At 70.9% G+C, this 25,788-nt stretch carries 28 protein-coding genes; 14 read left to right on the top strand and 14 right to left on the bottom strand.

Going from position 1 to position 25,788, the window contains the following annotated elements:
- Positions 1-29: 29 nt before the first annotated feature.
- A complete protein-coding gene (gene def, locus KBX46_RS23305; protein ID WP_088948232.1) occupies positions 30-539 on the top strand; it encodes a peptide deformylase in 510 nt (169 codons plus the stop codon).
- A 41-nt stretch (positions 540-580) separates the two neighbouring features.
- On the opposite strand, the gene KBX46_RS23300 is transcribed toward def, so the two are convergent.
- The gene (locus KBX46_RS23300) at positions 581-1,351 is read right to left on the bottom strand and encodes a GNAT family N-acetyltransferase (RefSeq protein WP_210794056.1); all 771 of its coding nucleotides are present in this window, start codon (positions 1,349-1,351) and stop codon (positions 581-583) included.
- The gene (locus tag KBX46_RS23295) at positions 1,351-2,124 is read right to left on the bottom strand and encodes a TSUP family transporter (RefSeq protein ID WP_308159670.1); all 774 of its coding nucleotides are present in this window, start codon (positions 2,122-2,124) and stop codon (positions 1,351-1,353) included. Before KBX46_RS23295 ends, KBX46_RS23300 begins: the two co-directional genes overlap by 1 nt.
- A 183-nt stretch (positions 2,125-2,307) precedes the next feature.
- On the opposite strand from KBX46_RS23295, the gene KBX46_RS23290 reads away from it, so the two are divergent.
- The 3 genes from KBX46_RS23290 (at position 2,308) to KBX46_RS32670 (ending at position 6,094) form a co-directional block, all read left to right on the top strand.
- Positions 2,308-3,087, top strand: a complete 780-nt coding sequence (locus tag KBX46_RS23290) for an endonuclease/exonuclease/phosphatase family protein (RefSeq protein WP_141909448.1) — start codon at positions 2,308-2,310, stop codon at positions 3,085-3,087.
- Positions 3,088-3,236: 149 nt separating this feature from the next.
- Positions 3,237-5,345, top strand: a complete 2,109-nt coding sequence (locus KBX46_RS23285) for a M14 family zinc carboxypeptidase (RefSeq protein ID WP_210794055.1) — start codon at positions 3,237-3,239, stop codon at positions 5,343-5,345.
- Between the two features lie 92 nt (positions 5,346-5,437).
- Positions 5,438-6,094 carry a fasciclin domain-containing protein gene (locus KBX46_RS32670; RefSeq protein WP_210794054.1) on the top strand — a complete coding sequence of 219 codons (657 nt, stop codon included), beginning with the start codon at positions 5,438-5,440 and terminating at the stop codon, positions 6,092-6,094.
- 6 nt (positions 6,095-6,100) lie between these two features.
- Here the strand turns inward: KBX46_RS32670 and KBX46_RS23275 are convergent, their stop codons facing one another.
- Positions 6,101-7,102: a tyrosine-type recombinase/integrase gene (locus KBX46_RS23275; RefSeq protein ID WP_210794053.1), complete on the bottom strand. Its 1,002-nt coding sequence runs from the start codon at positions 7,100-7,102 to the stop codon at positions 6,101-6,103.
- A gap of 424 nt (positions 7,103-7,526) precedes the next feature.
- Here KBX46_RS23275 and KBX46_RS23270 point away from each other — a divergent pair, with 424 nt between their 5' ends.
- A complete protein-coding gene (locus tag KBX46_RS23270) occupies positions 7,527-8,282 on the top strand; it encodes a hypothetical protein (RefSeq protein WP_247668005.1) in 756 nt (251 codons plus the stop codon).
- A 100-nt stretch (positions 8,283-8,382) separates the two neighbouring features.
- Here the strand turns inward: KBX46_RS23270 and KBX46_RS23265 are convergent, their stop codons facing one another.
- From KBX46_RS23265 to KBX46_RS23250, 4 genes are all read right to left on the bottom strand, one after another.
- Entirely contained in the window at positions 8,383-9,417 is a 1,035-nt protein-coding gene (locus tag KBX46_RS23265) for a hypothetical protein (RefSeq protein ID WP_210794052.1), read from the bottom strand.
- A gap of 126 nt (positions 9,418-9,543) precedes the next feature.
- Positions 9,544-10,209: a hypothetical protein gene (locus KBX46_RS23260; protein WP_210794051.1), complete on the bottom strand. Its 666-nt coding sequence runs from the start codon at positions 10,207-10,209 to the stop codon at positions 9,544-9,546.
- A 46-nt stretch (positions 10,210-10,255) separates the two neighbouring features.
- Positions 10,256-11,038 (bottom strand): alpha/beta fold hydrolase, encoded by a 783-nt coding sequence (locus tag KBX46_RS23255; protein ID WP_210794050.1) that lies wholly within the window; start codon positions 11,036-11,038, stop codon positions 10,256-10,258.
- Positions 11,039-11,086: 48 nt separating this feature from the next.
- Positions 11,087-11,908, bottom strand: coding sequence for an NAD(P)-dependent oxidoreductase (locus KBX46_RS23250; RefSeq protein ID WP_210794049.1), 822 nt, complete (start codon positions 11,906-11,908; stop codon positions 11,087-11,089).
- Positions 11,909-12,138: 230 nt separating this feature from the next.
- Between KBX46_RS23250 and zwf the strand changes: the two genes are divergently transcribed.
- From zwf to KBX46_RS32940, 3 genes are all read left to right on the top strand, one after another.
- Positions 12,139-13,518, top strand: a complete 1,380-nt coding sequence (gene zwf / locus KBX46_RS23245; RefSeq protein ID WP_210794048.1) for a glucose-6-phosphate dehydrogenase — start codon at positions 12,139-12,141, stop codon at positions 13,516-13,518.
- A 139-nt stretch (positions 13,519-13,657) separates the two neighbouring features.
- Positions 13,658-15,070: an OFA family MFS transporter gene (locus KBX46_RS23240; protein WP_141909442.1), complete on the top strand. Its 1,413-nt coding sequence runs from the start codon at positions 13,658-13,660 to the stop codon at positions 15,068-15,070.
- Positions 15,067-15,192: a hypothetical protein gene (locus KBX46_RS32940; protein ID WP_255508866.1), complete on the top strand. Its 126-nt coding sequence runs from the start codon at positions 15,067-15,069 to the stop codon at positions 15,190-15,192. The genes KBX46_RS23240 and KBX46_RS32940 overlap by 4 nt, the downstream gene beginning before the upstream one ends.
- 37 nt (positions 15,193-15,229) lie before the next feature.
- On the opposite strand, the gene KBX46_RS23235 is transcribed toward KBX46_RS32940, so the two are convergent.
- Positions 15,230-15,958: an SDR family NAD(P)-dependent oxidoreductase gene (locus tag KBX46_RS23235; protein ID WP_210794047.1), complete on the bottom strand. Its 729-nt coding sequence runs from the start codon at positions 15,956-15,958 to the stop codon at positions 15,230-15,232.
- A gap of 89 nt (positions 15,959-16,047) precedes the next feature.
- Between KBX46_RS23235 and KBX46_RS23230 the strand changes: the two genes are divergently transcribed.
- The 3 genes from KBX46_RS23230 to KBX46_RS23220 all read left to right on the top strand — a co-directional run bounded on the left by KBX46_RS23230 (position 16,048) and on the right by KBX46_RS23220 (position 18,158).
- Positions 16,048-16,881, top strand: coding sequence for a patatin-like phospholipase family protein (locus tag KBX46_RS23230; RefSeq protein ID WP_099853597.1), 834 nt, complete (start codon positions 16,048-16,050; stop codon positions 16,879-16,881).
- Positions 16,882-16,926: 45 nt separating this feature from the next.
- Entirely contained in the window at positions 16,927-17,388 is a 462-nt protein-coding gene (locus tag KBX46_RS23225) for a peroxiredoxin (RefSeq protein WP_141909441.1), read from the top strand.
- A gap of 83 nt (positions 17,389-17,471) precedes the next feature.
- Positions 17,472-18,158, top strand: a complete 687-nt coding sequence (locus KBX46_RS23220) for a hypothetical protein (RefSeq protein WP_210794046.1) — start codon at positions 17,472-17,474, stop codon at positions 18,156-18,158.
- A 6-nt stretch (positions 18,159-18,164) separates the two neighbouring features.
- On the opposite strand, the gene KBX46_RS23215 is transcribed toward KBX46_RS23220, so the two are convergent.
- Positions 18,165-18,617 carry a MarR family winged helix-turn-helix transcriptional regulator gene (locus KBX46_RS23215; protein WP_210794045.1) on the bottom strand — a complete coding sequence of 151 codons (453 nt, stop codon included), beginning with the start codon at positions 18,615-18,617 and terminating at the stop codon, positions 18,165-18,167.
- Positions 18,618-18,713: 96 nt separating this feature from the next.
- On the opposite strand from KBX46_RS23215, the gene KBX46_RS23210 reads away from it, so the two are divergent.
- Positions 18,714-19,151, top strand: a complete 438-nt coding sequence (locus tag KBX46_RS23210) for a MarR family winged helix-turn-helix transcriptional regulator (RefSeq protein ID WP_210794044.1) — start codon at positions 18,714-18,716, stop codon at positions 19,149-19,151.
- A gap of 12 nt (positions 19,152-19,163) precedes the next feature.
- On the opposite strand, the gene KBX46_RS23205 is transcribed toward KBX46_RS23210, so the two are convergent.
- From KBX46_RS23205 to KBX46_RS23185, 5 genes are all read right to left on the bottom strand, one after another.
- Positions 19,164-19,484, bottom strand: coding sequence for a hypothetical protein (locus KBX46_RS23205; RefSeq protein WP_210794043.1), 321 nt, complete (start codon positions 19,482-19,484; stop codon positions 19,164-19,166).
- Positions 19,481-20,359: a hypothetical protein gene (locus tag KBX46_RS23200; protein WP_210794042.1), complete on the bottom strand. Its 879-nt coding sequence runs from the start codon at positions 20,357-20,359 to the stop codon at positions 19,481-19,483. The genes KBX46_RS23205 and KBX46_RS23200 overlap by 4 nt, the downstream gene beginning before the upstream one ends.
- Before the next feature lie 95 nt (positions 20,360-20,454).
- On the bottom strand, positions 20,455-21,648 hold the full coding sequence (gene eis, locus KBX46_RS23195; protein ID WP_210794041.1) for an enhanced intracellular survival protein Eis: 1,194 nt from the start codon (positions 21,646-21,648) through the stop codon (positions 20,455-20,457).
- Between the two features lie 73 nt (positions 21,649-21,721).
- A complete protein-coding gene (gene cydB, locus KBX46_RS23190; protein ID WP_210794040.1) occupies positions 21,722-22,720 on the bottom strand; it encodes a cytochrome d ubiquinol oxidase subunit II in 999 nt (332 codons plus the stop codon).
- A 14-nt stretch (positions 22,721-22,734) separates the two neighbouring features.
- Positions 22,735-24,150 carry a cytochrome ubiquinol oxidase subunit I gene (locus tag KBX46_RS23185; RefSeq protein ID WP_088948218.1) on the bottom strand — a complete coding sequence of 472 codons (1,416 nt, stop codon included), beginning with the start codon at positions 24,148-24,150 and terminating at the stop codon, positions 22,735-22,737.
- 190 nt (positions 24,151-24,340) lie between these two features.
- Here KBX46_RS23185 and KBX46_RS23180 point away from each other — a divergent pair, with 190 nt between their 5' ends.
- Both KBX46_RS23180 and KBX46_RS23175 read left to right on the top strand, forming a co-directional pair.
- Positions 24,341-25,114 (top strand): 1-acyl-sn-glycerol-3-phosphate acyltransferase, encoded by a 774-nt coding sequence (locus KBX46_RS23180; RefSeq protein ID WP_210794039.1) that lies wholly within the window; start codon positions 24,341-24,343, stop codon positions 25,112-25,114.
- A 67-nt stretch (positions 25,115-25,181) separates the two neighbouring features.
- Positions 25,182-25,766 (top strand): TetR/AcrR family transcriptional regulator, encoded by a 585-nt coding sequence (locus KBX46_RS23175; RefSeq protein WP_210794038.1) that lies wholly within the window; start codon positions 25,182-25,184, stop codon positions 25,764-25,766.
- The last annotated feature ends 22 nt before the right edge of the window (positions 25,767-25,788 follow it).

Genomic DNA, 25,788 nt, shown 5'->3' with positions numbered 1-25,788 from the left:
CCACCGCCACCGGCGATACGCTGACCGACATGACCATGCGGCCCATCCGGATCATCGGCGACCCCGTCCTGCGCACCGAATGTGAACCGGTCACCACCTTCGACGCCGAGCTGCGGGCCCTGGTCACCGACCTGATGGACACCCTGCTCGGCGCCCCCGGCCGCGCCGGCGTCGCCGCACCCCAGATCGGCGTCAGCGCCCAGGTGTTCGTCTACGACGCCGACGGGCACCGCGGCCACCTGATCAACCCCACCCTCGAACTGTCCGACGAGCTCCAGGACGACGAGGAGGGCTGCCTGTCCATCCCCGGGCTGTACTTCCCGACCGCCCGGGCCCTGCACGCCACCGCCCGCGGCGTCGACCAGCACGGCGAACCGTTGACCATCGCCGGCAGTGGGTTCCTCGCCCGCGCCCTGCAACACGAGACCGACCACCTGCGCGGCACGCTCTACGTCGACACCCTGCGCGGTGACATCCGCCGCCGGGCCCTGCGCGAGATCCGCGCCGGCCGCTTCGACTCACCCAGCCGCCGCCGCTGACCCGACCGCGGGCGGCACCACCCGAGACGAGCGGCGAGGCGTCACCGGGCCGTCAGCGTCCACTCCTCGTAGTCGGCGACCCGGGTGAACCCCACCCGCTCGTAGAGCCTTACCGCCGCCGTGTTGTCCGCCTTCACGTTCAACGTGACGTGCTCCACGGTATCGCGCAGCCGCACACACAACGCCGCCACCACCGCCGCGCCCAGCCCTCGCCCACGCCACAGCGGATGGGTCGTGACGTTGCCCAACGCCGCCACCCGGTAGGCCGGGGACCACACATGCACCCCGGCCACCGCCACCAGCTCACCGCCCTCGCGTACGCCCAGGTACTGCCCGGTGTCCAGCATCCGAGGATCGAACCAGTTCCCCGGGTACGCCCGCTCGTACAGGTGGCGCAGCCCCGGCAGGTCCGCCGGCCCGAGCACCACACCCTCCGGACGCACCGCCGACAACCGGACCGGATCGGTCAACGCCATCCGGTGGTGCGCACCACCGGAGTCCAACCGGAACGACCCGGCCAGCACGTCGGACAGCCCGGGGGAGAGGTGCGCGTACAACCGGGCGGGCAACCCCGGCGCAAGGTCGGCCAGCAGCGCCGCCAGCGCCCCGGTGTCCGCCGGCGCCGCGAACGCCAGCAGCGTCGGCGGGTCCACCCCGCGATAGAGCAACGCGACCTGCTCCCCGGAGCGGAACCACGAGGTGTACGGCCAGAAGAAGTCGTCCAGGTCACCCAACTGGTAGGCGTGCAGCACCGGATCACGGCCCAGCAACCGCGCCAGGACCGCACGGTCATGCTCGGGGCGTACCGCCATCAGCGGGCCACCCACTGGTCGTACCCGAGCTTCGCGACCAACGCCACCACCACGACCAGCAGTACCACCCGCACGAACCCCGACCCGCGGCGCAACGCCATCCGCGCCCCCAGCACCGCGCCGGCGATGTTGCACACCGCCATCCCCGCGCCCAGCAGCCACCACACGTGCCCGGTCACCCCGAACACCACCAACGCACCCAGGTTCGTGCCCGCGTTGACGACCTTCGCCATCGCCGAGCCGTGCACGAAGTCCGCCCCGACGACAGCGGTGAACGCCAACACCAGGAACGTGCCGGTCCCCGGACCGATCAGACCGTCGTACAGGGCGATGCCCACCCCGGCCACCGCGATCACCACCGCCACCCGCACCGGAGTCCGCTTCGCCGGCACCGCCACCACCCCCATCCGGGGACGCAGCAGCACGAACACCGCCACCGACACCAGCACCACCAGCACGACCGGCCGGTACGCCGATGCCGGCACCGCCCCGGCCAGCGCCGCGCCCACCCCCGCGCTGAGCACCGCCACCCCCGCCGCCGGTGCCGCCACCCGCCAGTCGACCTTCGTCCGGCGGGCGTACGTCGCCGCCGCGGTGGCCGTACCGAAGATCGCGGCCAGCTTGTTCGTGCCCAACGCGGTGGCCACCGGCAACCCCGGGGCAGCCACCAACAACGCCGGCAGCAGCAACAACCCACCACCACCGACCACGGCATCCACCCACCCGGCCATCGCGGCGGCGGCCAGCAGGGTACTCAGCGTCACGGCGTCCACGGGCGGCAATTCTCCCTACCCGACGCGCCCGACCAGCACCCGAGTGGCCAGCCTCACCCGGTCACCGACCCCTCGTACGCCGCAACCACACCCCCAACGCGCCGACCGCCACGAACACCAGCACGGAACACAGCAGCACCTTCAGCACCCGGCAACCATGCCACGGGCACGTAAGGTGCAGGAGTGCGCCTGGCCACCTTCAACCTGCTGCACGGACGATCCCTCACCGACGGGCTCGTCGACTCCGACCGCCTCGCCGACGCCGTACGCGCCCTCGATGCCGACGTGCTCGCCCTGCAGGAGGTCGACCGCGACCAACACCGCAGCGGCAAACTCGACCTCACCGCCATCGCCGCCCGCGCCCTCGACGCACCCCACCACCGCTTCGCCGCCGCCGTCGTCGGCACCCCCGGGGAACACTTCCGCCCGCTGCGCCACGACGACGACGGGCACGGCGAACCCTGCTACGGCATCGGCCTCATCAGCCGACACCCCGTACGCAGCTGGCACATCACCCGACTCAAACCGGCACCCGTCCGCTCACCGGTCTACGTGCCAGGCCCCCGCGGCGGCCTGATCCTCCTGCACGACGAACCCCGCGTCGTACTCGCCGCCATCCTCGACACCCCGTACGGCCCGCTCACCGTGGCCGCGACACACCTGTCCTTCGTGCCCGGCTGGAACGCCCGCCAACTGCGACAGACCGTCCGCGCCCTGCGCGCCCTGCCCGCCCCCCGCGTCCTGCTCGGCGACCTCAACCTGCCCGCCGGCGCGGCCCGCCTCGTCTCCGGCTGGCATCCACTGGGCCGCCGCCCCACCTACCCCTCCGGGCAGCCCCGCGTCCAACTCGACCACATCCTCGCCGACCGGCACGCCCTCGACCAGCTCCCACCGGTACGGGCGGTCACCGCACCGGCGTCCACCATCTCCGACCACCGCCCCCTGCTGGTCGACCTCGGCTGAGCGTCATCGCCCGACCGGCCGCACCGTGGCTCAGCCGCGCCCGGGGGAGCACCGCCCCGAGACGCAAGATTCCCTCAAGATCATTGCATCGACCCACTTCGACGATCATGCTGGTCGACACGCGCCACGATCAACTCGTCGGAGGCCACATGAGACGTCAGCGATCCACCTTCATCGCCGTATCCACCCTCATCGCTCTCACCCTCACCACCGCACCCACCCCCGCCAACGCCCAGAGCGCCGCGGAACCCCACCAGGTCACCGCCCTCACCGTCCGCCAAGCCGACGGGTACGCCACCCTCGCCTGGCAACCCGTCGACGGCGCCACCGACTACCAGATCGAACGCACCGCCATCGACGCCACCGGCACCCCCACCGGCGCACCGACCATCGTCGGTATCTGGCGACCCAACCGCCAGATCAACCAACAGGCACCCACCTTCGCCGACGCCGGCTTCAACCCCGGCGACACCTTCCAGTGGCGCGTACGCGCCCGCACCGACACCACCGAACAGCCCTACTCCGACCCGGTCGTCGCCACCACCACCGCACCCTGGGGCAACCCCACGACCCCCGGCGAGCAACTGCGCACCGGCTGGGAGACCACCAACGCCGCGCAGTACACCAGCGACACCGACGAGTACGCCTACACCGCCGCCATCGACGCCCTCAGCGACCGCGTCCGCGTCGTCGAACTCGGCCGCACCGTGCAGAACCGACCCATCAACATGATGGTCATCGGCCACCCCACCCCGGCGACCACCCCGGAGGCAGTCGCCGCCACCGCACCGGTGGCCATCAACTGCAACGTGCACGGCAACGAACCGGGCGACCGCGAGGCCTGCCTCATCATGGCCCGGCAACTCGCCTTCAGCACCGACCCCCGGATCACGGACCTGCTCAGCCGAACCACCGTCCTGATCGTCCCCACCATCAACGGCGACGGCCGGGCCAACAACACCCGCGGCAACTCCACCGGCCAGGACCTCAACCGCGACTACTCGCTCATCCGCCAGCCGGAAACCGCCGCGTACATCAAGATGGTCCGCGACTACCGACCCGTCGCCGGCTACGACGGCCACGAGTTCGGCAACTCCCGCGCCGGGGACCTGCCCATGCTGCCCCCGCGGCACCAGAACGTCGCCCAACCCATCTTCGACCAGTCCCAGGACATGATCGAAGGTCACATGTACGCCAAGGGCGCCGAAGCCGGCTGGTGGGCCTGCCCCTACGGTTGCGAAGGCGGCGGCAACATCGGCCTCAGCGAGGAAACCATCCTGCGCAACACCCTCGGCCTCAAGAACGTCGCCAACTCCCTGCTCGAACTGCGCAGCTCCGGCGGTCAGACCCGACCCGACGAGGGCAACACCGCCAACAACCGGCGCCGCAAGACCTACTCCGCGCTGTGGACGTTCCAGCAGTTCCTCGACTACCACCGCGCCGACCGTGCCGACATCCTCAACTCCCGCGCCGAGTCCATCGAGATCCAGGCCGCCAACACCGGCCGCCTCGTCTTCCGCGGCTCCCGACCCATCCCGGCCTACCCCGCCCCGCACCCCGGCGACAGCCCGCCGCCGCTGGACGCACCCCGCGCCGACCTCATCCTCGACAACGCCCCCTGCGCCTACAAACTCACCGACGAGCAGTACAACGGGGCCCGCACCGACGGACCCGGCGGCGTCGGCACCACCGTCGCGCAACGCATCGCCGCACACGGCTGGAAGGTCATCAAAACCGAGGACGGCTACTACGTCCCCCTCAACCAACCCGAACGCGGCCTCATCCCGCTGCTGCTCGACACCAAGGGCGTGGAGAAGCTGACCGACGGCGAACGCGTCTACCCGACCCTCACCGGCCGACGCAACGGACCACTGACCGTCTCCGGCTTCACCTGCGCCGACGACGCCACCATCAACGGCCCCGTCACCGTCCGGGCCGGCGCGGCACTCGTCGCGACCGGAACGACCATCAGCGGCCCGGTCACCGCCACCGGCGCCGCCGGCATCCTCCTCGCCGACAGCACCATCAACGGCCCGGTCCAGATCGCGAAGACCACCAACGCGGTCTCCGTCATCGACGTCACCATCGCCGGTCCGGTCAGCCTGACCGGCAACACCACCGGCACCGACGCACCCTTGCTGGCCGGAAACACCATCCGCGGCCCGCTCAACTGCACGGCAAACAGCCCCGCCCCGACCAACCTGGGCGTCGCCAACACCGTGCACGGCCCCCGCACCACCCAGTGCGCGGCACTGTGACGGCCACCTGACCGAACCGAACTGCCGGCGGCGCGGGTCTCGAACCCGCGCCGCCGGCACATCCCCACCCACCCGAAACCGTGGAGGCCGCCGTGTCGCAACCCGCCACCCCACCGCGACGCCCCCGACTGCTCACCCTCGGGCTCCTCGCGCCGACACTGCTGCTCGCCGCCTGCACCAGCAGCCCCGCGACTCCCCGCACCGACGCCGCACCACCGGCCAACGCACCCCAGGTCACCGGACCCCTCTGCGCCGCCCTGCCCACCGGCACCGACCCCGGAAACCCGACCTTCCTCGCCAGTCAGCCCGTCGACCAGGCGCTTCGGTGGATCCCCACCCTCACCACCTTCGAAGCGGCAGTGCGTACCAGCGGAGTCCTCACCGACCTGCCCACCGGCGCCGGCGTCACCATCCTCGCCCCCTCCGACGACGCCTTCGCCGCCAAGTTCTCCGAGGACAACTGGGACGACCTGATGACCCGCCACACCGACCAGCTGCGCACCCTGCTGAAGGCCCACCTGATCCAGGGAACCCACCCGATCGGCGAACTGGCGAACAGCGGCACCGCCACCACCCTCGACGGCACCACCGTCGCCATCACCCGCAACGGTCCCATCGTCCGCCTGGCCGACCGCGCCGACGCCGTCTGCGCCGACTACCAGGCCACCGACACCCGCATCCACATCATCAACGCGGTCCTCGGCCCGCTGCCCACCACCGCCAACGACAGCGACCACCGGGCACACTGACCGCGCTCACTCCTGGTTCACCGGCACCAGACCCGCCAGCGCCCGGTTGGTCCGGTTCGCGCGCACCGCGTCGCGCTGCTGCCCAGCCGTCACCTCGATGTACGTCTGCGACGACGCCAACGACGCGTGCCCCAACAAACGCATGATCTCCGCGGCGCTCGCCCCGTCCTCGGCCAACCGGGTCGCGAACGTGTGCCGCAACGCGTGCAACCGCGCACCCCGCGGCACCCGGTCACCGATACCCGCCCGCCGAAAACACGACTCGACGAGATACTGCAGCCCACCCCGGCGCAACGGCTCACCACGCCGATCCACCAGCAACGCCGAGCCGGGGCGCACCGACCGCGAACCGAAGCGCCGCGCCCGACTGTCCAGGTAGTCCACCAGCACCCGGTCCAGATCCGCCTCGATCGGCACCACCCGGGGCCGCCCACCCTTCCCGAGCACCTCGATCCGCCGCTCACCAGGCCGGCCACCCAGCGAGCCGACCCGTAGCGCCAGCAGCTCCGACAGGCGCAGCCCCGCGCAGAGCGCCACCGCCAACACCGCGACGTCCCGCTCCGGCCACGGGTCGCGCTGCCGACCCTCGTCGCGCGCGGCGGACGCGAGCAGCACCTCGGGAGTGTCCGCCCCCCGAAGCGGCTTCGGCTGGGGGAGTAGCGCCCGAGGTCGCCCGACCGCCGGCATCGGGTTGCCGGCCACGATCCCGTCGGCCACCAGGAACGTGAAGAAACTGTTCCAGGTGGACCAGGCCCGGTGCACCGACGCCGGCGCGCGGGGCCCGGCGAACCGGGCGAAGGCCGCCCGCATCACCCTGGGGGAGAGATCGGTGATCGACAGCGCGCCCAGGGGGAGGGGAGTGGCGGCGTCCCTGGCGACCAGGGCCGCCACCGCGTGCAGATCCCGACGGTACGCGGCCAGGGTGTGGGGGGAGGGCTTGCGGGTCGCTCGGGCGGTCAGGAACTCCTCGATCAGCACCATGAGCGATTCGTCCTGTTTGTCATGCATAAGGGATATTATGCAGCATTTTCGCGTTGCGGGGAAGCGTGGGGAGAGGGGGAGCGGACCCGGTCCGCACGGGAGGCGCCGCTGTCTCCTCAGGTGCCTGTAGAGCTGCCCCACGTGTGGGGCGGATGCCCGGCGCGTGGACCAGGTGTGGTTGGTTCTTCGAAGCCGACCACGTCCCGGCAAACACCATCCCGCTGTGGGTGGATGACCAGCGGTGAGGGTCGGCCCGTCCCTGCGCCGATGCGGGCGGTTCAAGCGCCGCTGGTCGGCGCGCCCCACGGATGCGCCGATGCGGGCGGTTCAGGCGCCGCTGGTCGGCGCGCCCCACGAATGGGGCAGCTCTACAGGCACCGAGCGACACATCGGCTCGCCTCCAGCGCCGCAGGCCAGTGGCGCTGCTGAAGAAGCACGTATCGTGCGCGGCATGACGTCGCCCGTCGCCACCTGCCCCGCCTGTGGTCGACCCGGCACGCCCACCGTCTACCGGGACCCGGTCCACCCCGTCGATGTGGTCTGCCCCGAGGGGCACCAGTGGCGGCCGGACGGCGAACCCGGGTGGGCTCCCTCAGCATCGCCCACCGTCGTGGCTGGACGCCCTCACGCTGACGGCGCCTCGACACAACCCCTGGACGTCCACAAGGACGGACGGAACTGGCGGATCGGCACGGCCAGCGACGTCGCCTGGCTCGCCGGTCACACCACACAGGGCCTCGCGATCACCACCGCGATCCCGGAGGTGTTCGACGCGTACGCCACCTTCCACCCGCCCGAGGGTGTCGGTGTGGACGCCCACGAACAGGCCGTGGTCCGCGAGCTGGCGGCACGTACCGCGGAGCAGCCCTGGTGGCTGGGCTACCTCGACACCGGCGCGCACGACGTCGTCTTTCCGCGTGCCCCGAGGGTGTCGCTCTACTGGGGTTGGCCCTACGTCCTGGTCGAAGCGGGACCCGAGCAGGCACTCACCTGGCGGACCGGTCACATGCGCGGTGACGGTCCGCTGCCCGACCTGTTCTTCCCGGCGGATCACTCCTGGCTCGTCTCCGCCCTGTGGGACGACACCTGGACCGACGTCGGCGGCAGCGCCGCTGTCATCGCCGGTCTGCAACGCAACCCGCTGGTCAGTGCCCGCCGCGTGCGACCCGACGAGGACGCGTGTCCGCCGGGGCTGACGCGCGACTGAGAGTGCCCATCGGTGGTCGAGGGGGCCGTCAGATAACGCAGCTTTACATAATGTGCATTATCGAATCAGGATTCAGGTCGCGGATAGAGGGGGTAGCCGGTCAAAACTCTCCGACGACGGTGTCGGCCCACCTGGCCCAAGCGTCACGCCAGCGTCGGTCGACGGCCTCGCGCTCGCTGATGGGCGCGCCCTGTCGGGGCATGAGATGTTGCCGTTCGCGCCAGGCGCGTTGAGCCGGGTGGCTGGACACGCCTTCACCCAGCCCGGTGCCGTACAGCAGGATCTCGTTGATGGCGCGGTCACGCAGCGTCGGGTGCTCATCGAACCAGGTGGTGTCGTCAGCGAGGCTGGTGACGTGGGCGACGATGTCGCTCACCGTACGGTCGGCGTCTGGTTTGTCCTGATCGGTGAGTTGCCTCTGTCGGCGTACGGCGGCCTGCCAGAGCGTCGACCAGTACGGGGGCAGGTGCGGCGGTGCTCCCCCGTCGGCCATCCAGGCGTTGTGGTCCCGACGGGTGCGCAGGGCGGCGTCGATGAGCGCCCTATGTGGTTCCCGGGCCAGGCCGGGCGGCAGGGCGACCGGTTCCGTGGGCGGTGTCTCCCCCGCAGGGCGGCTGCCCAGTGCGTCGAGCAGTGGCGTGAGGTCGGTGACCGAGCCGAGGTGGACGGTGGCCGGGTGCCAGTCGCGGGCCGTCACGGTGATCTCGACACCGTCGCGTTCGCAGCGGGTCGCCCACCACCGGTGGCCGGCTCGTACCGTGCGGCCGGGAACTGGCTGCTCGTCGACCAGGACAGTCGTGTCGTTCTCGGTCCATTCGACGTCGGAGAACCGGTCTCCGGTGAGTCGCATGCCGTGTTCGAGGTGCGCGCGTAACGGGCCGGCGTTGACCGGGAGGTCGGCCCAGCGGGCAGTGTCGACGGTTGCCCACGGTCCGGCGGTGGGGTCGCCGTGCACGATCCGGACGACGGTGATCGTGCCGTTGAAGGTCTCGGTGCCGGCGAAGCACCCGGCCGCCGGGCGGTCGGGGCCGGTGAGCGCAACGACCGGTGTCGCGCTGTCCAGCAGTTCCTGGCGGACGCGTTCGGTCTGTTGCACGAAGCGTTCATCCGGGCCGGGCGACGGGTCACGTTTCATCCCGGCCTCCTCGTCGGTACTGGCTGTCCCCTGCTGCCGTTCACCATGGTGCCAGTGCGGGCGAGATCGGGCGAAGGTGCTGGCCGGGCTGGGTATGGCCCGGCCAGCACCCAGGGTCGCTTCCGCTCAGGTGATGGTCGTGGAGGTGGTCGGCGAGTACGAGTAGCAGAGCCAGCCGTTCGCGGTGATCGTGAAGCTGCCCCAGGTGACGGTGGCGTTCGCCCAGCCGCGGGTCAGGTTCAGAGTGCGGGCCTTGGCGGCCCAGCCGAGGCCGATGCCGGAGTAGTAGCCGTCGTACTCGTCGTAGTTCTGGGTGGAGTAACCGCCGTTGTCGGCGATCTCGACGTGCCAGTGAATGTCCCACGGGCCGCCGGAGTCGTGCACGAGGGTCATGCCGGTCGTCAGTACGGCACGACCGCCGCCTCTCGGGTCGAGGCCGACCCAGGAGGTGCCGCAGTCGCCCGTTGCCTGGCCGTAGCTGTTGGTCGAGAAGGAGCTGCCCTTCTTCAGGACGCCCTGTCGGGGCACGTAGGTGCCTTTGGTGGCTGCCTCTGCCTTGTCGGTGGGCACCGAGGCCTGGGATCCGTCGGGCAGGGTCACGATCCGGTGGCCGTGAGCGTTGGCTACCTCGGCGTCGAAGCCGACCAGGGTCATGCCCAGTGTCGCGGTGGAGGCGGTGGAGTCCGGTGCGGCGGCGTTCGCCGGGATGGAGGTCAGACCGGAGGCCGCCAGCGCGAGAGCCAGCAGTGCCGCCGCAGAGATGGACCTGCGGCGCGCGCTTGTACGCGTCATTCAGTTCTCCCCGTGTTGGTTGGTGCCGCTCCCCAAGTTCGGGCTGTCAGGTGTTCGTGCGGCGCAGCCAGTCCTGAGTGAGCGACCGCAGCAACGCGGGTTGTTCGTACGGCAGGTAGTGCCCCGCCGCGTCGATCACGGTGAAGGTGCCGCGCGGATAGCGGCGCATGGCGCGGAACTGGTCGGCGTAGCCGACGATCCTGTCCTGTCGGCCGGTGATCACCGTGACCGGGCCGTCGAAGACGACGTCGGCGTTTTCGTCGGGCAACGCGTAGTCGGGCCCGGTCTGCAGCTTCTCCTGGAAGGTCGCGTCACCGGGACCGCCGGAGTTCAGTGCCGCGAGCACCGTCGCGACGACAGTTGACGTGCGATTGCCCAGGGCGGCGTCGAGGTGGGCGTGCAGGGCTGCGGGAGCTTCGTCGAGCCAGCCCTCGGGCGCTTCCGGCGGCGGGTCGTCGGGCAGGTCCCGGCTGTCGCGGGCGATAGTGACGCCCGGGCAGACGAGAAGCAGGCCGCGGACGAGTTCGGGTCGTCGGCGGGCGATGCCGGTGGCCAGGTACGCGCCGTAGGAGCCGCCGGCGAGCAGGACCGGCGCGTCGACGTGGTGGTCGAGCCACCCGCACACGGTGTCCAGCACCGCCTGGGACGTTGGTGGGCAGTCCGTGGGGCTGTCGCCGTGGCCGGGTAGGTCCAGGTATGTCTCTCGCAGGCCCGCGCCCGCGAGGGCTGGGCCGAACGCGGCAGCCGTGGCGGTGCGGGTCATGCCGAACATCGGCAGGCACACCACCTCTGGTGCTGTGCCCGGTGACTGGTCGACTGCCAGGTTCATTGTCGGGCTCTCCCCTGCTGGCCGGTGCGGTCCATTCTGTACTGCTCGTCAGGGGTTCGGTTGCCCGCCGTGAATGTGGGTGAGGGTGGTCTCAGCGCTGGCGTACCTGCCTCCCTGGGGCGCGCGGGAGTCGATGGGGTCGTCGGCGCCGACGACGTGGGCGGCGTGGTCTTCCGCGTTGTCGACTGGCGTGTAGCCGAGTTGGATGCCGGCGTCGAGGTCCCAGAACCGGCGGGTGTTGGCGGAAACGGCGTAGGCGGTGGCGAAGGAGACGTCGGGTGCGGTGATGGCCGCTCGGATGAACCCGAGGCAGTCGCGTGGGCTGAGCCAGGTGGCGAGATATCGGGCGTCGTCTGGTCTGTCCTCGTAGCTGCCGATGCGCAGGCACACCACGGACAGGGCGAACTTGTCCGCGTACAGGCGGGCGAGAGCCTCGATTGTCACCTTGCTCACTCCGTAGAAGCCGTCCGGTCGGACCGGGTCTTCGGGGTTGACGGTCTTTCCGACGGGGTGGAAGCCGGTGACCCGGTTGCTGCTGGCGAGGACGACCCTGTCGACCTGTTGCCGGCGGGCGGCCTCGAGGACGTGGAACGTGCCCAGCACGTTGGCGTCCAGCAGGTCGGCGAGTGGGGCCTCGTCCGGCAGCCCGGCGAGGTGGATCACCACGTCAGCGCCCTCGAACGCCGAGATCAGGGCGTCGAGGTCGGTGAGGTCCAGGCGGATGACCCGCTCCACCGGTGACTGCGCGGTCAGTGGGTCGCGATCGATGAGGACGAGGTGGCGGGTCTCGGCGCGCAGGGCGTGGCGGAGTGCGCTGCCGATGCGGCCGGCGGCGCCCGTGATGACCACGGTCCCGAAGGGTGGACTCATGTCGGCAGTCTCTCCTCCCCTACCGACAGGTCTTCGCAGGCATTATGATGATCGAACTTCGTCGATCACGGTGGGGCGTTGCCCGCATCACACCTGAGCTGCGAACCTTCTTAGGGTAAGCGCCGTCGCTGTCGCCGACCTCACGTGCGCCCCTCGCAGGGGAATTCTCGCGCTGGGCCGCGCCGTTGTCCGTTCGGAAGATCAGAATTACATGATCGAATGGAAGTGTCATGCGCATGCGTTCAGACGCGGTCGTGCTGTTCGGCGTCACGGGAGACCTCGTTTCGAAGAAGCTGTTCCCGGCGTTGTACGAGTTGACCCGGCGCGACCGTCTGGACGTCCCGGTGATCGGGGTGGCCCGCTCCCCCTGGGATGATCAACAGCTCGTCACGATGGCCCGCAAGTCGGTCGCTGAGGCCAACGACGAGGTCGACGACGAGACTTTCGACCGGCTGGCGGGGAACCTTTCGATGATCTCCGGCAACTACGCGGATCCGGTCACCTATCAGCGGTTGGCGGAGCGTCTGCGGGGTGCCGAGCGGCCGGTCTTCTACCTGGCGATTCCTCCGGCGGTGTTCGGTGCCGTCGTCGACGGTCTCGCGGCGGTCGGTCTGGCTGACCGGGGCCGGGTGATCGTGGAGAAGCCGTTCGGGCGGGACGTGGAGTCCTCCCGCGAGCTGGACCGCACGCTGCGGGCGACCTTCGACCCGGAGCGGGTGTTCCGCATCGATCACTACCTCGGTAAGGAAGCCGTCGAGGGCCTCTACGCCTTCCGGTTCGCCAACCGGCTGTTCGAGCCGTTGTGGAACAGCGAGCACATCGACAACGTTCAGGTCACTCTTGCCGAGGGTTTCGGCACGCAGGGTCGGGCCGGTTTCTACGACACCGTCGGCGCCACCCGTGACGTGTTGCAGAACCACATTCTGCAGGTTGTCGCGCTGGTGGCGATGGAGGCGCCCGCCGCTGACGACGCGGCCGCGTTCCGTGAGGCTGAGGTCGCGGTGCTGCGGCAGATCGAGGCGCTGTCGCCGCAGTCCACGGTGCGGGGTCAGTACGCCGGGTACCGCGACGAGCCGGGTGTGGCTGCGGACTCGAACACGGAGACGTTCGTGTCCACCCGGTTGACGATCGACTCCCCCCGCTGGGCGGGTGTGCCGTTCTACCTGCGTGCCGGTAAGTCCCTTGCGGGGACGGCGACGGAGGTCGTGGTCGAGTTCAAGCAGCCGCAGCGGTCGCTCATCCCGGCCGAGCGGGGCACGGTGACGGCTGCGAACCTGTTGCGGTTCCGCCTCGGGCGTGGTGACGGCATCACGATGTCGATCCAGGCGAAGAGCCCGGGCGCCGAGGTGGCGAGCCGTGCGGTGGACCTGTCGGTCGACTTCGGCATGGCGCTGGGTCGCCGTCAGGAGGCGTACGAGCGGTTGCTCGACGACGCGATGGATGGGCAGCATCTGCGCTTCGCGCGTGAGGAGACGATCGAGCAGGAGTGGCGCATTGTCGAGCCGATCCTGGATCTGCCGGCGGCGGTGCAGTCGTACGAGAAGGGCAGTTGGGGTCCGGCGGACGCCGACGCGTTGGCTGGCGGCTGGCACACCCCGGATCTGCGCTGATCGTCAGGTCCGTGCGGTCGCTGACTGACCGCTCAGCTCACCGGGATGACCGTCCGGCGACGGTGAGGTTTGCGGTGTGCGTGTGGTGTGGGCACGTTGTGCGGGACGTCCTTCGTCCTCCTCGGAGAGGAAGCACCGCATGCTTTCCGCACTCGATCGTCGGCACACCGTCGCGCCGCCCGGTTACAGCAGGTGGCTCATTCCCCCGGCGGCGTTGGCCATCCACCTCTGCATCGGCCAGGTTTACGCGACCAGCGTCTACAAGAACTCGCTGATCGCCCACTTCGACGCCAGTCAGACGGCGATCGGGGTGATTTTCAGTATCGCGATCGTGATGCTCGGGTTGTCCGCGGCCGTGGCCGGGACCTGGGTGGAGGCGAACGGCCCGCGTAAGGCGATGTTCGTCTCGGCCTGTTTCTGGGCGGCGGGCTTCCTGGTGGGTTCGCTGGGCATCGCCACGAAGCAGCTGTGGTTGCTGTATCTGGGCTACGGGTTGCTCGGCGGCATTGGTCTGGGCATCGGTTACATCTCCCCTGTCTCCACGTTGATCAAGTGGTTCCCGGACCGGCCGGGTCTGGCCACCGGGTTGGCGATCATGGGGTTTGGTGGTGGGGCGATGGTCGCCTCTCCCCTGTCCCGGCAGTTGTTGTCGTTCTTCGACGCCGGTTACGACCCGTCCAACGCGGGGTCGACGGCGTCGGGCAGCGCCCTGGTGTGGTTGTTCGTGACGCTCGGCCTGGGTTACTTCGTGATCATGATGTTCGGGGTGGCGAACGTTCGGGTGCCCGCGGAGGGCTGGCGCCCGGCCGGCTTCGACCCGGCGAGCGTCGCGGCGAAACCGCTGGTCACCACGGCGAACGTGTCGGCGGCGAACGCGGTGAAGACCCGCTCGTTCTGGCTGCTGTGGGTGGTGTTGTTCTGCAACGTCACGGCGGGCATCGGCATCCTGGAGCAGGCCAGCCCGATGATCCAGGACTTCTTCCGGGACAACGGCACCTCGGCGGTGAGCGTCGCCGCGGCCGGCGGGTTCGTGGGTCTGCTGTCGCTGTTCAACATGGCGGGCCGGTTCGTGTGGTCGTCGACGTCGGACGTCATCGGCCGCAAGCCGATCTACATGGTGTACCTGGGTGTCGGGATGGTGCTGTACGCGCTGCTGGCTCTCGTGGGGCAGACCGCGACGGCACTGTTCGTGTTGTTGGCGTGCGTGATCCTGTCGTTCTACGGCGGCGGGTTCGCGACAGTGCCGGCGTACCTGCGGGACCTGTTCGGCACGTTCCAGGTCGGTGCGATCCACGGCCGGTTGTTGACCGCCTGGTCGGCGGCGGGGATCGCGGGTCCGCTGATCGTCAACGGGTTCCTCGACGCGCAGGGTGAGCCGGGTTCGTTGACGGCGGCGGCGTACCGGCCGGCGCTGTTCACGATGGTGGGGGTGCTGGCTGTGGGCTTCGTGGCGAACCTGTTGGTGCGGCCGGTGCCGCAGCGCTACCACGAGCCGTCGGCGGATCGGGACGTTGACGAGGACAAGACGGCGCAGAGGAGTGGTACGCGATGAGCGACGACAGCCGATCCGGGCAGCAGGCCCGGTTGTGGATTTCGTGGTTGGTGGTGGCGGCGCTGCTGGGCTACGGGGTGACGCAGACGGTCATCACCGCGGCGAAGCTGTTCACCCAGTGACCCGGGTCCGGCGGTCTCTGACTGGGCGAAAGCGAGGTCAGAGGCCGCCGGAGACCCGCAGGACCGTGCCGGTGGCGTACGAGGCGTCGGCGCTGAGCAGCCAGGCGATGGCGGCGGCGATCTCGTCGGGTTCGCCGGCGCGGCCCAATGGGATGCGACCGACGGCGGTGTCGGCGCGGTCGGGTACGCCGGAGTCGGCGTGGATGTCGGTGCGCACGATGCCGGGTGCGACGGCGTTGACCCGGATGCCCTTCGGGGCGAGTTCCTTGGCCAGGCCGACGGTGAGGGTGTCGGTGGCGGCCTTCACGGCGGCGTAGTGCACGTATTCGCCGGGGCTGCCGAGGGTCGCGGCGGCCGACGAGACGTTGACGATCGCGCCGCCGTCGGTGAGGCGGCGGGCGGCTTGCTGGGCGCAGAGGACGTAGCCGACGAGGTTGACGTCGACGACGCGGCGCAGGTCGTCGACGCGCAACTCGGTGAAGGGCCCGATCGGGCTGGTGACCCCTGCGTTGTTGACCAGGCCGGTGAGCGGGCCGAGGTGGGCGGCTGCGTCGAACAGCTCGGCGACCTGGTCGGGGTCGGTGGTGTCGGCGCGTACCGCGATGGCCTGTGCGCCGGCGGCGCGCAGGTCGGCCAGGACGGCGGTGGCGGCGGCTTCGTCACGGCGGTAGCACAGGGCGACGTGGTGACCGGCGTTGGCGAGGCGGCGGGCAGTGGCCGCGCCGATGCCGCGACCACCGCCGGTGATGACGGTGACGGGTGCCACGGTGCCTCCCCAGGGGTGCTGACGGCTGCGCAGGTGTCGTGCCGACGCTACCGTGACCGGCGCGGGTCGGTCGTCGAGAGGAGAGTCACATGCGGCGGGCTTTGGTGCTCGGTGGTGGCGGGGTGACCGGGGTGGCCTGGGAGTTGGGGCTGCTGGCGGGTCTGGTCGAGCGGGGTGTGCCGGTCACGGAGGCGGACCTGGTGGTGGGGACGTCGGCGGGTTCGGTGGTCGGCGCGCTGGTGTGCTCCGAGCTTCCGGTGCAGCGGTTCTACGAGGAGCAGTTGGCGCCGCCGTCGAGTGAGGTGGCGGCGCGGTTGGGCTTCGCGACGCTGGCGCGGCTGGTGTGGGCTGGTGGTCGTACCCGCGACGCGGCGCGTTCCCGGGCCCGGATCGGGGCGATGGCGTTGGCGGCGCGTACCCCGTCGGAGGCGTCGCGACGCGCGGTGATCGAGGCCCGCCTGCCGGAGCGGGAGTGGCCGCGGCGGCGGCTGCTGGTCACGGCGGTGGACGCGTCGTCCGGTGAGTTCGTGGTGTTCGACCGGGACAGCGAGGTGTCCCTGGTGGACGCGGTGGGTGCGAGTTGCGCGGTGCCCGGGGTGTGGCCGCCGGTGACGATCGGCGCGCGCCGGTTCGTCGACGGCGGGATGCGCTCGACGGTGAACGCGGACCTCGCGGCCGGCGCGGAGCGGGTCCTGGTGCTCGCGCCGACGTCGGCGGCGATCGGGCCGATGCCGCGGCTGTCGGCGCAGGTCGACGGGTTGCGGGCGGCCGGGTCGCGGGTGTCGGTGCTGACGCCGGACGCGGCGGCGCGCACGGCGATCGGCCGCAACGTGCTGGATCCGGCCCGGCGGGCGGGCGCGGCGCGGGCCGGGCGGGCCCAGGCCGCCGCGGTGCTGGACGAGGTGGCGGCGCTCTGGGCTTGATCGCTTACGCTCACCGCCTGTCCGGTCTGACGATGGAGGTGCGCGGTGGCGAGTGTGGGTGTCGGCGACGTGGTCGAGGATTTCGAGCTGCCTGATGAGACGGGCACGCCGCGGCGGCTGTCGGAGTTCCTGGCGGCGGGGCCGGTGGTGCTGTTCTTCTACCCGGGGGCGATGACCCGTGGGTGCACGGCGGAGAGCTGCCACTTCCGGGACCTCGCGGCGGAGTTTACGGCGTTGGGCGCGTCCCGGGTGGGCATCAGCCGCGACCCGGTGGCGAAGCAGGCGGAGTTCTCCAAGCTCAACGGGTTCGACTATCCGCTGCTCTCGGATGAGGACGGGACTGTGGCGCAGCAGCTCGGGGTGAAGCGGCGGCTGCCGTTGGGGCCGTTGAGCACGAAGCGGATGACGTTCGTCATCGGCGCCGACAGTCGGGTCATCGAGGTGATCCACAGCGAGGTCAGCATGAACGACCACGCGGACCGGGCGCTGCGGGCGTTGGGCGGCTGAGTGGGCGCGAGCCCTGTGCGGCGGGTGTCGCAGCCGGCTGGTATCAAGACAGCAATCAAACAGGTGTACGGAAGAGGGTTGTGATGGATGCCGGCCAGGGTTTGTCCACTAGCGAGGTGCAGAGCATCCGGGAGGCGTTGGCTGCCGGGCGTAAGCCGCGGGTGGTGTTCACCGCGTCGGCGGGGCAGATCGCCGGTCAGGTCGGTCAGGTGATCGAGCTGACCGACCCCGAGGTGTCCGACGAGTTCGTGGTGGTGCGTTTCGGCCGCGACGAGTTGCCGTTCTCCCCCGCGGACCTGGCCGTGGCGCCCAAGGGTGTGACGCGTCGGGTGGTGGAGCCGAAACCGGAGCCGGAGCCGCAGGAGTCGCCGGTGGCGGCGGCGCCGGAGTTCGTGTTGGACACGCCGCGGGTGCCCGCGCAGCGACAGGAGGAGCCGAAGGTGGAGCAGACCGAGAAGCCGCCGGCGCGGCGGGCGGTCAAGGCCGTCAAGCCGAAGGGTCCCGCGGGTCTCACGGTGACGCTGGCGTACGCCGACGGTGAGTGGACCGTCGCCGCGCAGCAGGGCAGCAAGGCCCTGGCGAAGCCGTACGTGGTGAAGCCGGCGGAGGCGTTGAAGATGGTGGGCCTGGTCGACGTGCCGGGTGTGCAGGAGGCGGTGGAGCAGATCCTCGGCACCGAACGGGCCGAGGCGGAGCAGCAGGCGGACAAGCTGCGCGCCGAGCTGGCCGAGATCGAGGCCCGGTTGGCGGAGTTGCGCGAGGCCCGCTGAGGCGGGTCACGGCCGGCTGTGGTGCGCCAGCAGCCGGGTGAGCAGGCGGGTCAGCTGGTCGCGCTCGGTGGCGGACAGCGGGGCGAGCAGGTCACGTTGGACGCGGTCGAGGGTGTCGCCCAGCCGGCGGGCCTCGTCGGCGCCGACGTCGGTGATGCTGATGACGTTGCGGCGGCGATCGGCCGGGTCGGGGGCGCGCACGACGAGCCCTCGGCCGGCCAGGTCGTTGATGGCCGCGACGACGTCGCTGCGGTCGATGGCGCAGCGGCGGCCGAGGTCGGCCTGACTGGCCGGGCCGTCCTCGGCGAGCGCGGTGAGCAGCCGGTAGTGGTAGCCACGGAGGTCGTGGGCGGCGAAGCCCTCGCTGAGCAGGCGGGCGGCATGGCCGGCGGTCTGGTTGAGCAGCCAGGTCGGGGCGCTGCGGAGCCCGGCGGGTGACTGCGGGGCCACGGGATCCATGGGTGCAGCCTACCAGTAATCGTTGGCGCGACCCACGATCTGGTGTTACGTTGGCGGCTCCAACGTTGGCGTTGCCAACGTTTTGAAGGAGGCCCCATGTCCACCGCCCCCACCCTCAACGGCCAGGTCATCGGCCAGGCCCACTACGCCACCCGCGCCCTGCTCGAACGGGCCGTGGCACCGCTCGGGCTCAGCTTCGGTCAGGTGCTCGCGCTCAACGTCCTCGCCGCCGGCCCCGTCGAGCGGGCCCGGCTCGTGCACCGGGTCACCAGCACTCTCAAGATCGACGAGCCGGCCGTGCGCGAGGTGACCGACGCCCTCGTCGACGCCGACCTCGCCCAGGTCGACGGACCCGCCCCGCACATGCGGCTCACCGACACCGGTCACGCCACGCAGGCCCGCGTCGCCGACGCCGTCGCGGGCATCACCGCCCGGCTGTACGGGGACATCCCGGCCGACGAACTCGCCGCCGCCGCCCGGGTGCTCACCCTGGTCACCCAGCGGGCCAACGACGAACTGGCGGGTGTCGTCTGACCTGACAGCGGCTCAGGTGAGCCGGTTCATGGCGGCCCGGATCCTCAGCCAGGACGGGTCGGTCCCGGAGTCCTCGCTGACCACTTCCAGGTCACCCGGCTGCCAGGTCCGCGTCCCGTCGGTGAGGTCGAGCTGGTCCATGTCGACAACCGACGCCTCGGAGGTGGCGGCGAGGAACTCGGTCACCGCGGCCCGGGGCGCCTCGTCCGTGCCGATCCGCCCTCCCGACAGCAGGAGAAGCATGCCGTCGTTGCCCGCGACGACGAGGTCACCCGCGGCGGTGGCCGCCAGCGCCGTCACCGCGGCCCCCGGCAGCACCTCGTGCTCAGTCACCCGTTTCCCGTCGATCTCCAGCTCGACCACCGCGCCCTCGGGTGTCCCGATCCAGAGGACCCCGGCAACGGACCGAACACGACGTTGTGGCGGGACCAGGCGTGCATCTCGTCCAGCCATTCCTGCGGGTACGGGTACCCCGGACTCGGCTCCCCCAGCGTCATGCTCAGGACGCGCCGTAGCGAGGGGAACTCGAACACCTCCAGCGAGTTGTCGTACGCGTTGCCGCGTACCGCGAAGTGCCGGCCGTCCGAGCTGAAGGTCGGAGCCTCGTAGCCGTCGCAGTCCAGGACCAGCGCACGGCGCAACGGCCGCAGCACCGGCCCGGTGTCCTCAGAGAAGAGCACCAGCGTGGCACCTTGGCCGCTCTGGAGGGTGCACACGAGGCCGCCCGCCGGGTGCGCCACCACCCCGGTGTCCCACCCAGGGCCGATGGAGGTCGTTCCCGAGGCGAGGTCGAGCGCGACTGACTGTTCCCATCCGTTCTCCCCGTCGGCGGGCGACAACCAGAGCGTCCGACCGTCCGGACTGAACGCCACCTCGCGTTGGTACTCGGTCGGCGCAACGCCGTCGATCGGCGAGGTGCCTGACGGTGTCCAGCGGGCGACGCTCTCGGCGTCCGCGACCACCAGCAGCGCCTCGCCAGGATGCCAGGCGGCGGAGGGTGTCCGCTTGGACCGCTCATAGCCGATGTCGTCGCCGTAGACGGACGAACCGGCGCCGACGGCCCCGCACTCCCGCAGCTGCCCGTCCCCGTACTCCCAGATCCTGACCGCCGGACGGTCGGCGTCCCAACCGGCCACCAGCGGAAGGTGGGGGTGGCACAGCAGCCGCTGCACCGTCGCTCCAGAGTGGATCCGCGCCAGAATTTCCACCGGCACACCGTACCGGCGAGGCGGACCCGTGATCGTCCCCGACGGGCAATCACCGGAGTAGATGCGAGCTCGAACGCCCGGCTCCGGGAACGCCGTCAGAAGTAGTCGAGCAACTGCGCCGGCCCGCCAGCGCCGAGGAGGTCGAGCGCGGCCGGGTCGACACCCGCGCTGTGGTGCAGCAGCCCGGCCTGCGCGACCGCGCGGGCCCGCGCGGCGCCGGCGTAGAGCAGGGCGAAGCCGCGTACGTCCAACCGCAGGTCAGCCTCGCCGCTGACCCGGGTCAGCTCGGCGGCGCCGTCGGCGACGGTCAACCGCCAGGTGCCGGTGTTCCACTCAGCGAGGGTGTCGGTGAGGCCGAAGTCGACGACGCCCCGGGTGTGGGCGGGCCACCCCCGCGCGCTCACCGCGCGGGCGACGTCGACGGGTCGGTGCATCCACAGGTCCCGCTCGTGGTCACGGGCCGACTCCAGTGGCAGGACGGTGCTGACCGCGTCGCCGTCGAGCGGGCACAGCCGCAGCGTCGGCGCGACACTGGCCCAACTGCCGAGCACCCCGACGAGCTCCCGCGCGGCCTCGGCGGTAACGGCCAGGGCCTCGTCGACGGTGAGCACCGAGTCGGCGCCGTAGCCCGATCCCCGCTGCCAGGTGGCGTAGCCGACCAGGTCGCCGCCGCGCTCGACGAGGGTGAGACCGTCGCCGGGCAGACCCCGGTCGGCGGCGAAGAAGTCGAACAGCTCACCCCGGCGGGTCAGCATGCCGTTGCGGTGGCAGGCGACCCGCTCGTACAGGTCGGCGACGGCGGGCAGGTCGACCACCGCGCCGGCCCGCACGGTCAGGTCCGGGGAGGGCCGGTGCCGGGGCAGCGCGGCGGTGGCCAGATCGACGGTACGCAGCACACCGGCGGCCTCCCACCCACAGGCCCGGTAGGGGGCGGCGACGGTCGGGTAGAGCGCGCTGATCGCCGCCCCCCGCTCGTGGGCCCCGCGCAGCAGACCGGTGAGCATGGCACGGCCCACGCCCCGCCCCCGGGCCTCGGGGGCGACCGCCACACCGGCGACGTCGGCGGCCGGCACCGCCCGGCCCGACCACCACTGGTCGTGGTGCAGGTCGACGGCCTTGCCGACGAGCCGACCGCTGGCGTCGAACGCGCCGTAGCGGCTCATGCCGGGCACCGCGACGGTGGTGCTGGCGGCTCGTTCCGAGGTGGCGCCGAACGCGACCCGTCCCAGCTCCCAGGCGGCGTCGAGGTCGTCGGTGGTGAGTTCGCGAACGTGCACAGGCTCGGGCATCGGCACACCCTAGCGGGGGCGACTCCCGACGACCGCCGATTTACCGCCGGCGGCGTGCTCCCCCGGCCGCCGGTCAGTGCTGCGGGATGTTGGCCACGCCGATGCGCTTGCGGAACACCCAGTAGGTCCAGCCCTGGTAGGCCAGCACGATCGGAGTGAAGATCACCGCCACCCAGGTCATGATCTTCAGGGTGTACGGGGTGGAGGCGGCGTTGGTGGCCGTCAGCGTGCCGGCCGCGTCCAGGGTGGACGGCAGCACGTTCGGGAACAACGCCGCGAACAGGGTCGCCACGGCCAGGCCGATCGCCACGGCGGTGCCGGCGAACGCCCAGCCCTCCCGGCGTACCCGGGCGGCGGCCAGACCACCGAGCAGGGCGAGGGCCGCGCCGACGGCGAGCACGACGGCCGCCGCGCTGGAGCGGATGTTCAGCGTCCAGGTCAGGAACCCGACGGCGAGCACGGCGGCGCCGACGCCCAGGCGCACCGCGAGCGCGCCCGCGCGCTCGCGGATGTCACCGGTGGTCTTCAGGGCCAGGAACACCGCGCCGTGGGTGAGGAACAACGCCAGGGTGGTCGCGCCACCGAGCAGGGCGTACGGGTTGAGCAGGTCCACCAGGCCACCGACGTACTCGTGGTCGGCGTCCAGCGGCACCCCGCGCAGGATGTTGGCGAAGGCGACGCCCCACAGGATCGCCGGCAGCAGCGAGCCGACCACGATCGCGGTGTCCCAGCGGCGCTTCCAGGACGCCTCCGGGCGCTTGTGCCGGTATTCGAAGGCGACCCCCCGGACGATCAGGGCCAGCAGGATCAGCAGCAGCGGCAGGTAGAAGCCGGAGAACAGGGTGGCGTACCACTCGGGGAACGCGGCGAACATGGCACCACCGGCGGTGATCAGCCACACCTCGTTGCCGTCCCAGACCGGGCCGATGGTGTTGATCAGGACGCGGCGCTCGCGGTCGTCGCGGCCCAGGACGGGCAGCAGCATGCCGACGCCGAAGTCGAAGCCCTCCAGGATGAAGTACCCGGTGAACAGCACGGCGACGAGGAGAAACCAGATGGTGGTCAGTTCCACGATGGGCTCCGGGATCAGTAGGCGAAGGCGAGCGGGCGCTCGGCGTCGTCGTGGGTGTCGTCGATGGGGTGCTCTTCGCTGACGTCGGGCACGCCGGCCTTGGCGTAACGCAGCAGCAGCTTCACCTCGATCACGGCGAGGGTGGCGTAGATGAGCGTGAAGGCGGTGAACGAGGTGAGCACCTCGGCCAACGAGACGCTGCGGGACACCCCGTTGCGGGTGAGCATCTCGCCGAAGACGATCCACGGCTGGCGGCCCATCTCGGTGAAGATCCAGCCGAAGGAGTTGGCCAGCAGCGGCAGCACCGGCATGGCCAGCCCGGCGCGCAGCAGCCACTTGCTGCTCGGGGTGCGGCCCTTGCGCTGGCTCCAGAGCACCAGCAGGGCGATGGCCCCGGCGGCCATCCCGAAGGCGATCATGAAGCGGAAGCTCCAGTAGGTGACCGGGATGATCGGGGTGTAGCTGCCCGCGCCGTACTGGGTGGCGTACTGGGCCTGCAGGTCGTTGATGCCCTGCACGGTGCCGTTCGGGTCGCCGGTGCCCAGGTACGACAGCAGGTACGGGATCTTGAGGGCGAACACCTCGCGGCTGCCGTCGAGGCTGCCGATGGTGAGCACGGAGAACGAGGCGGGGCTCTCGGTGGTGTAGAGGCCCTCGGCGGCGGCCATCTTCATCGGCTGCACGTCCGTCATGATCTTGCCCTGGATGTCGCCGGTGAACAGCACGGCCGCGGAGGCGACCAGGACCACCCAGGAGCCGAACTTCGTGGCGAAGCGGTAGGCGCCGGTGTCGGCGGAGTCGCGGTTGCGGATCACGTGCCAGAGGCCGACCGCGACGACCAGCGACCCGGCGACCAGGAACGAGCCGGCCAGGGTGTGCGGGAAGGTGATCAGGGCGACCTTGTTGGTCAGCACGGCCGGGAAGTCGGTCAGCTCGGCGCGCCCGCTGTCGGGGTTGATGCGGTAGCCGACCGGGTTCTGCATGAACGAGTTCGCCGCGAGGATGAAGTACGCGGACAGGTTGGTGCCGATCGCGGCGGCCCAGATGCTGGCCAGGTGCGCCCGCTTGGGCAGCCGGTCCCAGCCGAAGATCCACAGGCCGATGAAGGTGGATTCGAGGAAGAACGCGACCAGCGCCTCGATGGCCAGGGGTGCGCCGAAGATGTCGCCGACGAAGCGGGAGTAGTCGCTCCAGTTCATGCCGAACTGGAACTCCTGCACGATGCCGGTGACCACGCCCATCGCGAAGTTGATCAGGAACAGCTTGCCGTAGAACTTGGTGAGTTTCAGGTACCGCTCGTTGCCGGTGCGGTGCCACAACGTCTGCAGGATGGCCACCAGCACCGACAGACCGATGGTCAGTGGCACGAAGAGAAAGTGGTAGACGGTGGTGACACCGAATTGCCACCGGGCGACGTCCAACGCGTCCACCTGAAACCCCCAGCTGCTGTTCGTACTACGAGACGTAGTAAATACTACTGCTCGTCGTAGACGATTGGGCAGGGCCGGGCGGCCCGAACCGTCCCGGGACCAATGACCCTGATCACCCCGGACCACGGACCTGGGCAACCCGCCGACCCGCCCTCGCGACCACACCGCCGCGTGCGACGATGTCGCGCTGATGGACACCGCGCACTCCCCCTGGCAACCGCCGCTGATCTGGCGCGGCGCCCTCCTGCTGACCCGGGCCCTGGTCGGCCTGCTGGCCCGCCTCGAGGTCACCGGCGACGTCCCGGCGCACCTGCGTCGTGGCCCGCTGGTGCTGGCCGCCAACCACATCAGCCCGTTCGACCCGGTCGTGATGGCCGCCGCCTGCCACACCCGGGGCATCGCCCCCCGGATCATGGCGACCGCCGGCCTGTTCCGCGCCCCGGTGCTCGGCGCCGCCATGCGCCACGCCGGGCACATCCGCGTCGACCGGGGCACCAGCGCCGTGCACCGGGCCCTCGACGATGCCGCCACCGCCGTCGCGCGCGGGTCGGTGATCCTCATCTACCCCGAGGGGCGCATCGGCCTGGACCCCGGCATGTGGCCCGAAAGCGGCAAGACCGGCACGGCCCGACTCGCGCTGGCCTGCGGCGCCCCGGTCATACCGGTCGCCCAGTGGGGCGCCCACGAGGTGCTGCCCTACCGGGCGCCCCGGGGCATGCTGCGCGGCATCGCCCGCTCGCTGTGGCGCCGCCCGGTGATCCGGGTGCACTTCGGCGCGCCCGTCGACCTCGGCGAGTCGAGCGCCGCGAGCCCCGGGGCCGCCCGCCGGGCCACCGGTCGGATCATCGACGCGCTCACCGACACCCTCGCACCGCTGCGGCCCGACGAACCCGACCTGCCCCGGCACGTCGACCCCGGTCGGCCCAGCGACTCGAGTCGCGCCCACCGCCGCAACCAGGGATGATGTTGCTGGCCGCGCCCGCGGGCTGACAGATTAGATAATTTTTGCAAGATCATCTAATCTGTCTACCGTGAGCAACACTGAGATGGACGTCGAAGACCCGAAGCGCGCAACAGTCCTCGTGGCGGCGGTCGGGGTGTTCGGCCGCTACGGGTTCCAGAAGACGTCCATGGAGTCCGTAGCCAGGGCGGCCGGCATTTCCCGCCCTGGCCTTTACCTGATGTTCCCCAACAAGGAAGAGTTGTACCGCGCCACCATGCAGGGCGTCCTGGAGCGCGCCCAGCGGGCCATGGAAGTCAACCTCGCCGACCGCTCGCTGAGCTTCGACGCGGGCATCGTGGCCGCGCTCGACGCGCTGATGGGCCCCTACATCGACACCCCGCTGGCCCGCGACCTCAACGAACTGCTGGAGAACAGCGAACCCCGGTTGGGCTCGATGTTCCACGACTACCAGGAGCGGGCCCGGGCGACGCTGAGCGCCCACATCACCGCCCTCGCCCCACCCGGCCTGCTGCACGCCGACCTGACCGGACACGACGTGATGGATCTGCTCTTCTCCGCCGCCCTGACCTGGAAATCGACCGCGGCCACCAGGGGCGAGTTCCGCGACCGCATCCGGCGCAGCCTCCAGCTGATCCACCGACCCACCGGCTGAACCTCCGGGCGCCGACCGCATC

This window comes from Micromonospora sp. C81 (assembly GCF_018070425.1).
In the GTDB taxonomy this organism is placed as follows: Bacteria; Actinomycetota; Actinomycetes; order Mycobacteriales; family Micromonosporaceae; genus Micromonospora; species Micromonospora zamorensis.
Note: the sequence above shows the minus strand (reverse complement) of the source record. Positions and strands in the feature narration are given on the sequence as shown.

Excerpts from the sequence above, each read along its gene's own strand:
- KBX46_RS23240 (WP_141909442.1), top strand. The coding sequence starts at position 13,658 with ATGCTTTCCGCACTCGATCGTCGGCACACCGTCGCGCCGCCCGGTTAC.
- KBX46_RS23255 (WP_210794050.1), bottom strand. The coding sequence starts at position 11,038 with ATGAACCTGGCAGTCGACCAGTCACCGGGCACAGCACCAGAGGTGGTG.
- KBX46_RS23285 (WP_210794055.1), top strand. The coding sequence starts at position 3,237 with ATGAGACGTCAGCGATCCACCTTCATCGCCGTATCCACCCTCATCGCT.
- KBX46_RS23260 (WP_210794051.1), bottom strand. The coding sequence starts at position 10,209 with ATGACGCGTACAAGCGCGCGCCGCAGGTCCATCTCTGCGGCGGCACTG.
- KBX46_RS23220 (WP_210794046.1), top strand. The coding sequence starts at position 17,472 with ATGGATGCCGGCCAGGGTTTGTCCACTAGCGAGGTGCAGAGCATCCGG.
- KBX46_RS23180 (WP_210794039.1), top strand. The coding sequence starts at position 24,341 with ATGGACACCGCGCACTCCCCCTGGCAACCGCCGCTGATCTGGCGCGGC.
- KBX46_RS23270 (WP_247668005.1), top strand. The coding sequence starts at position 7,527 with ATGACGTCGCCCGTCGCCACCTGCCCCGCCTGTGGTCGACCCGGCACG.
- KBX46_RS23210 (WP_210794044.1), top strand. The coding sequence starts at position 18,714 with ATGTCCACCGCCCCCACCCTCAACGGCCAGGTCATCGGCCAGGCCCAC.
- KBX46_RS23265 (WP_210794052.1), bottom strand. The coding sequence starts at position 9,417 with ATGAAACGTGACCCGTCGCCCGGCCCGGATGAACGCTTCGTGCAACAG.
- KBX46_RS23250 (WP_210794049.1), bottom strand. The coding sequence starts at position 11,908 with ATGAGTCCACCCTTCGGGACCGTGGTCATCACGGGCGCCGCCGGCCGC.
- KBX46_RS23300 (WP_210794056.1), bottom strand. The coding sequence starts at position 1,351 with ATGGCGGTACGCCCCGAGCATGACCGTGCGGTCCTGGCGCGGTTGCTG.
- KBX46_RS32940 (WP_255508866.1), top strand. The coding sequence starts at position 15,067 with ATGAGCGACGACAGCCGATCCGGGCAGCAGGCCCGGTTGTGGATTTCG.
- def (WP_088948232.1), top strand. The coding sequence starts at position 30 with ATGACCATGCGGCCCATCCGGATCATCGGCGACCCCGTCCTGCGCACC.
- KBX46_RS23275 (WP_210794053.1), bottom strand. The coding sequence starts at position 7,102 with ATGCATGACAAACAGGACGAATCGCTCATGGTGCTGATCGAGGAGTTC.
- eis (WP_210794041.1), bottom strand. The coding sequence starts at position 21,648 with ATGCCCGAGCCTGTGCACGTTCGCGAACTCACCACCGACGACCTCGAC.
- KBX46_RS23215 (WP_210794045.1), bottom strand. The coding sequence starts at position 18,617 with ATGGATCCCGTGGCCCCGCAGTCACCCGCCGGGCTCCGCAGCGCCCCG.
- zwf (WP_210794048.1), top strand. The coding sequence starts at position 12,139 with ATGCGCATGCGTTCAGACGCGGTCGTGCTGTTCGGCGTCACGGGAGAC.
- KBX46_RS23230 (WP_099853597.1), top strand. The coding sequence starts at position 16,048 with ATGCGGCGGGCTTTGGTGCTCGGTGGTGGCGGGGTGACCGGGGTGGCC.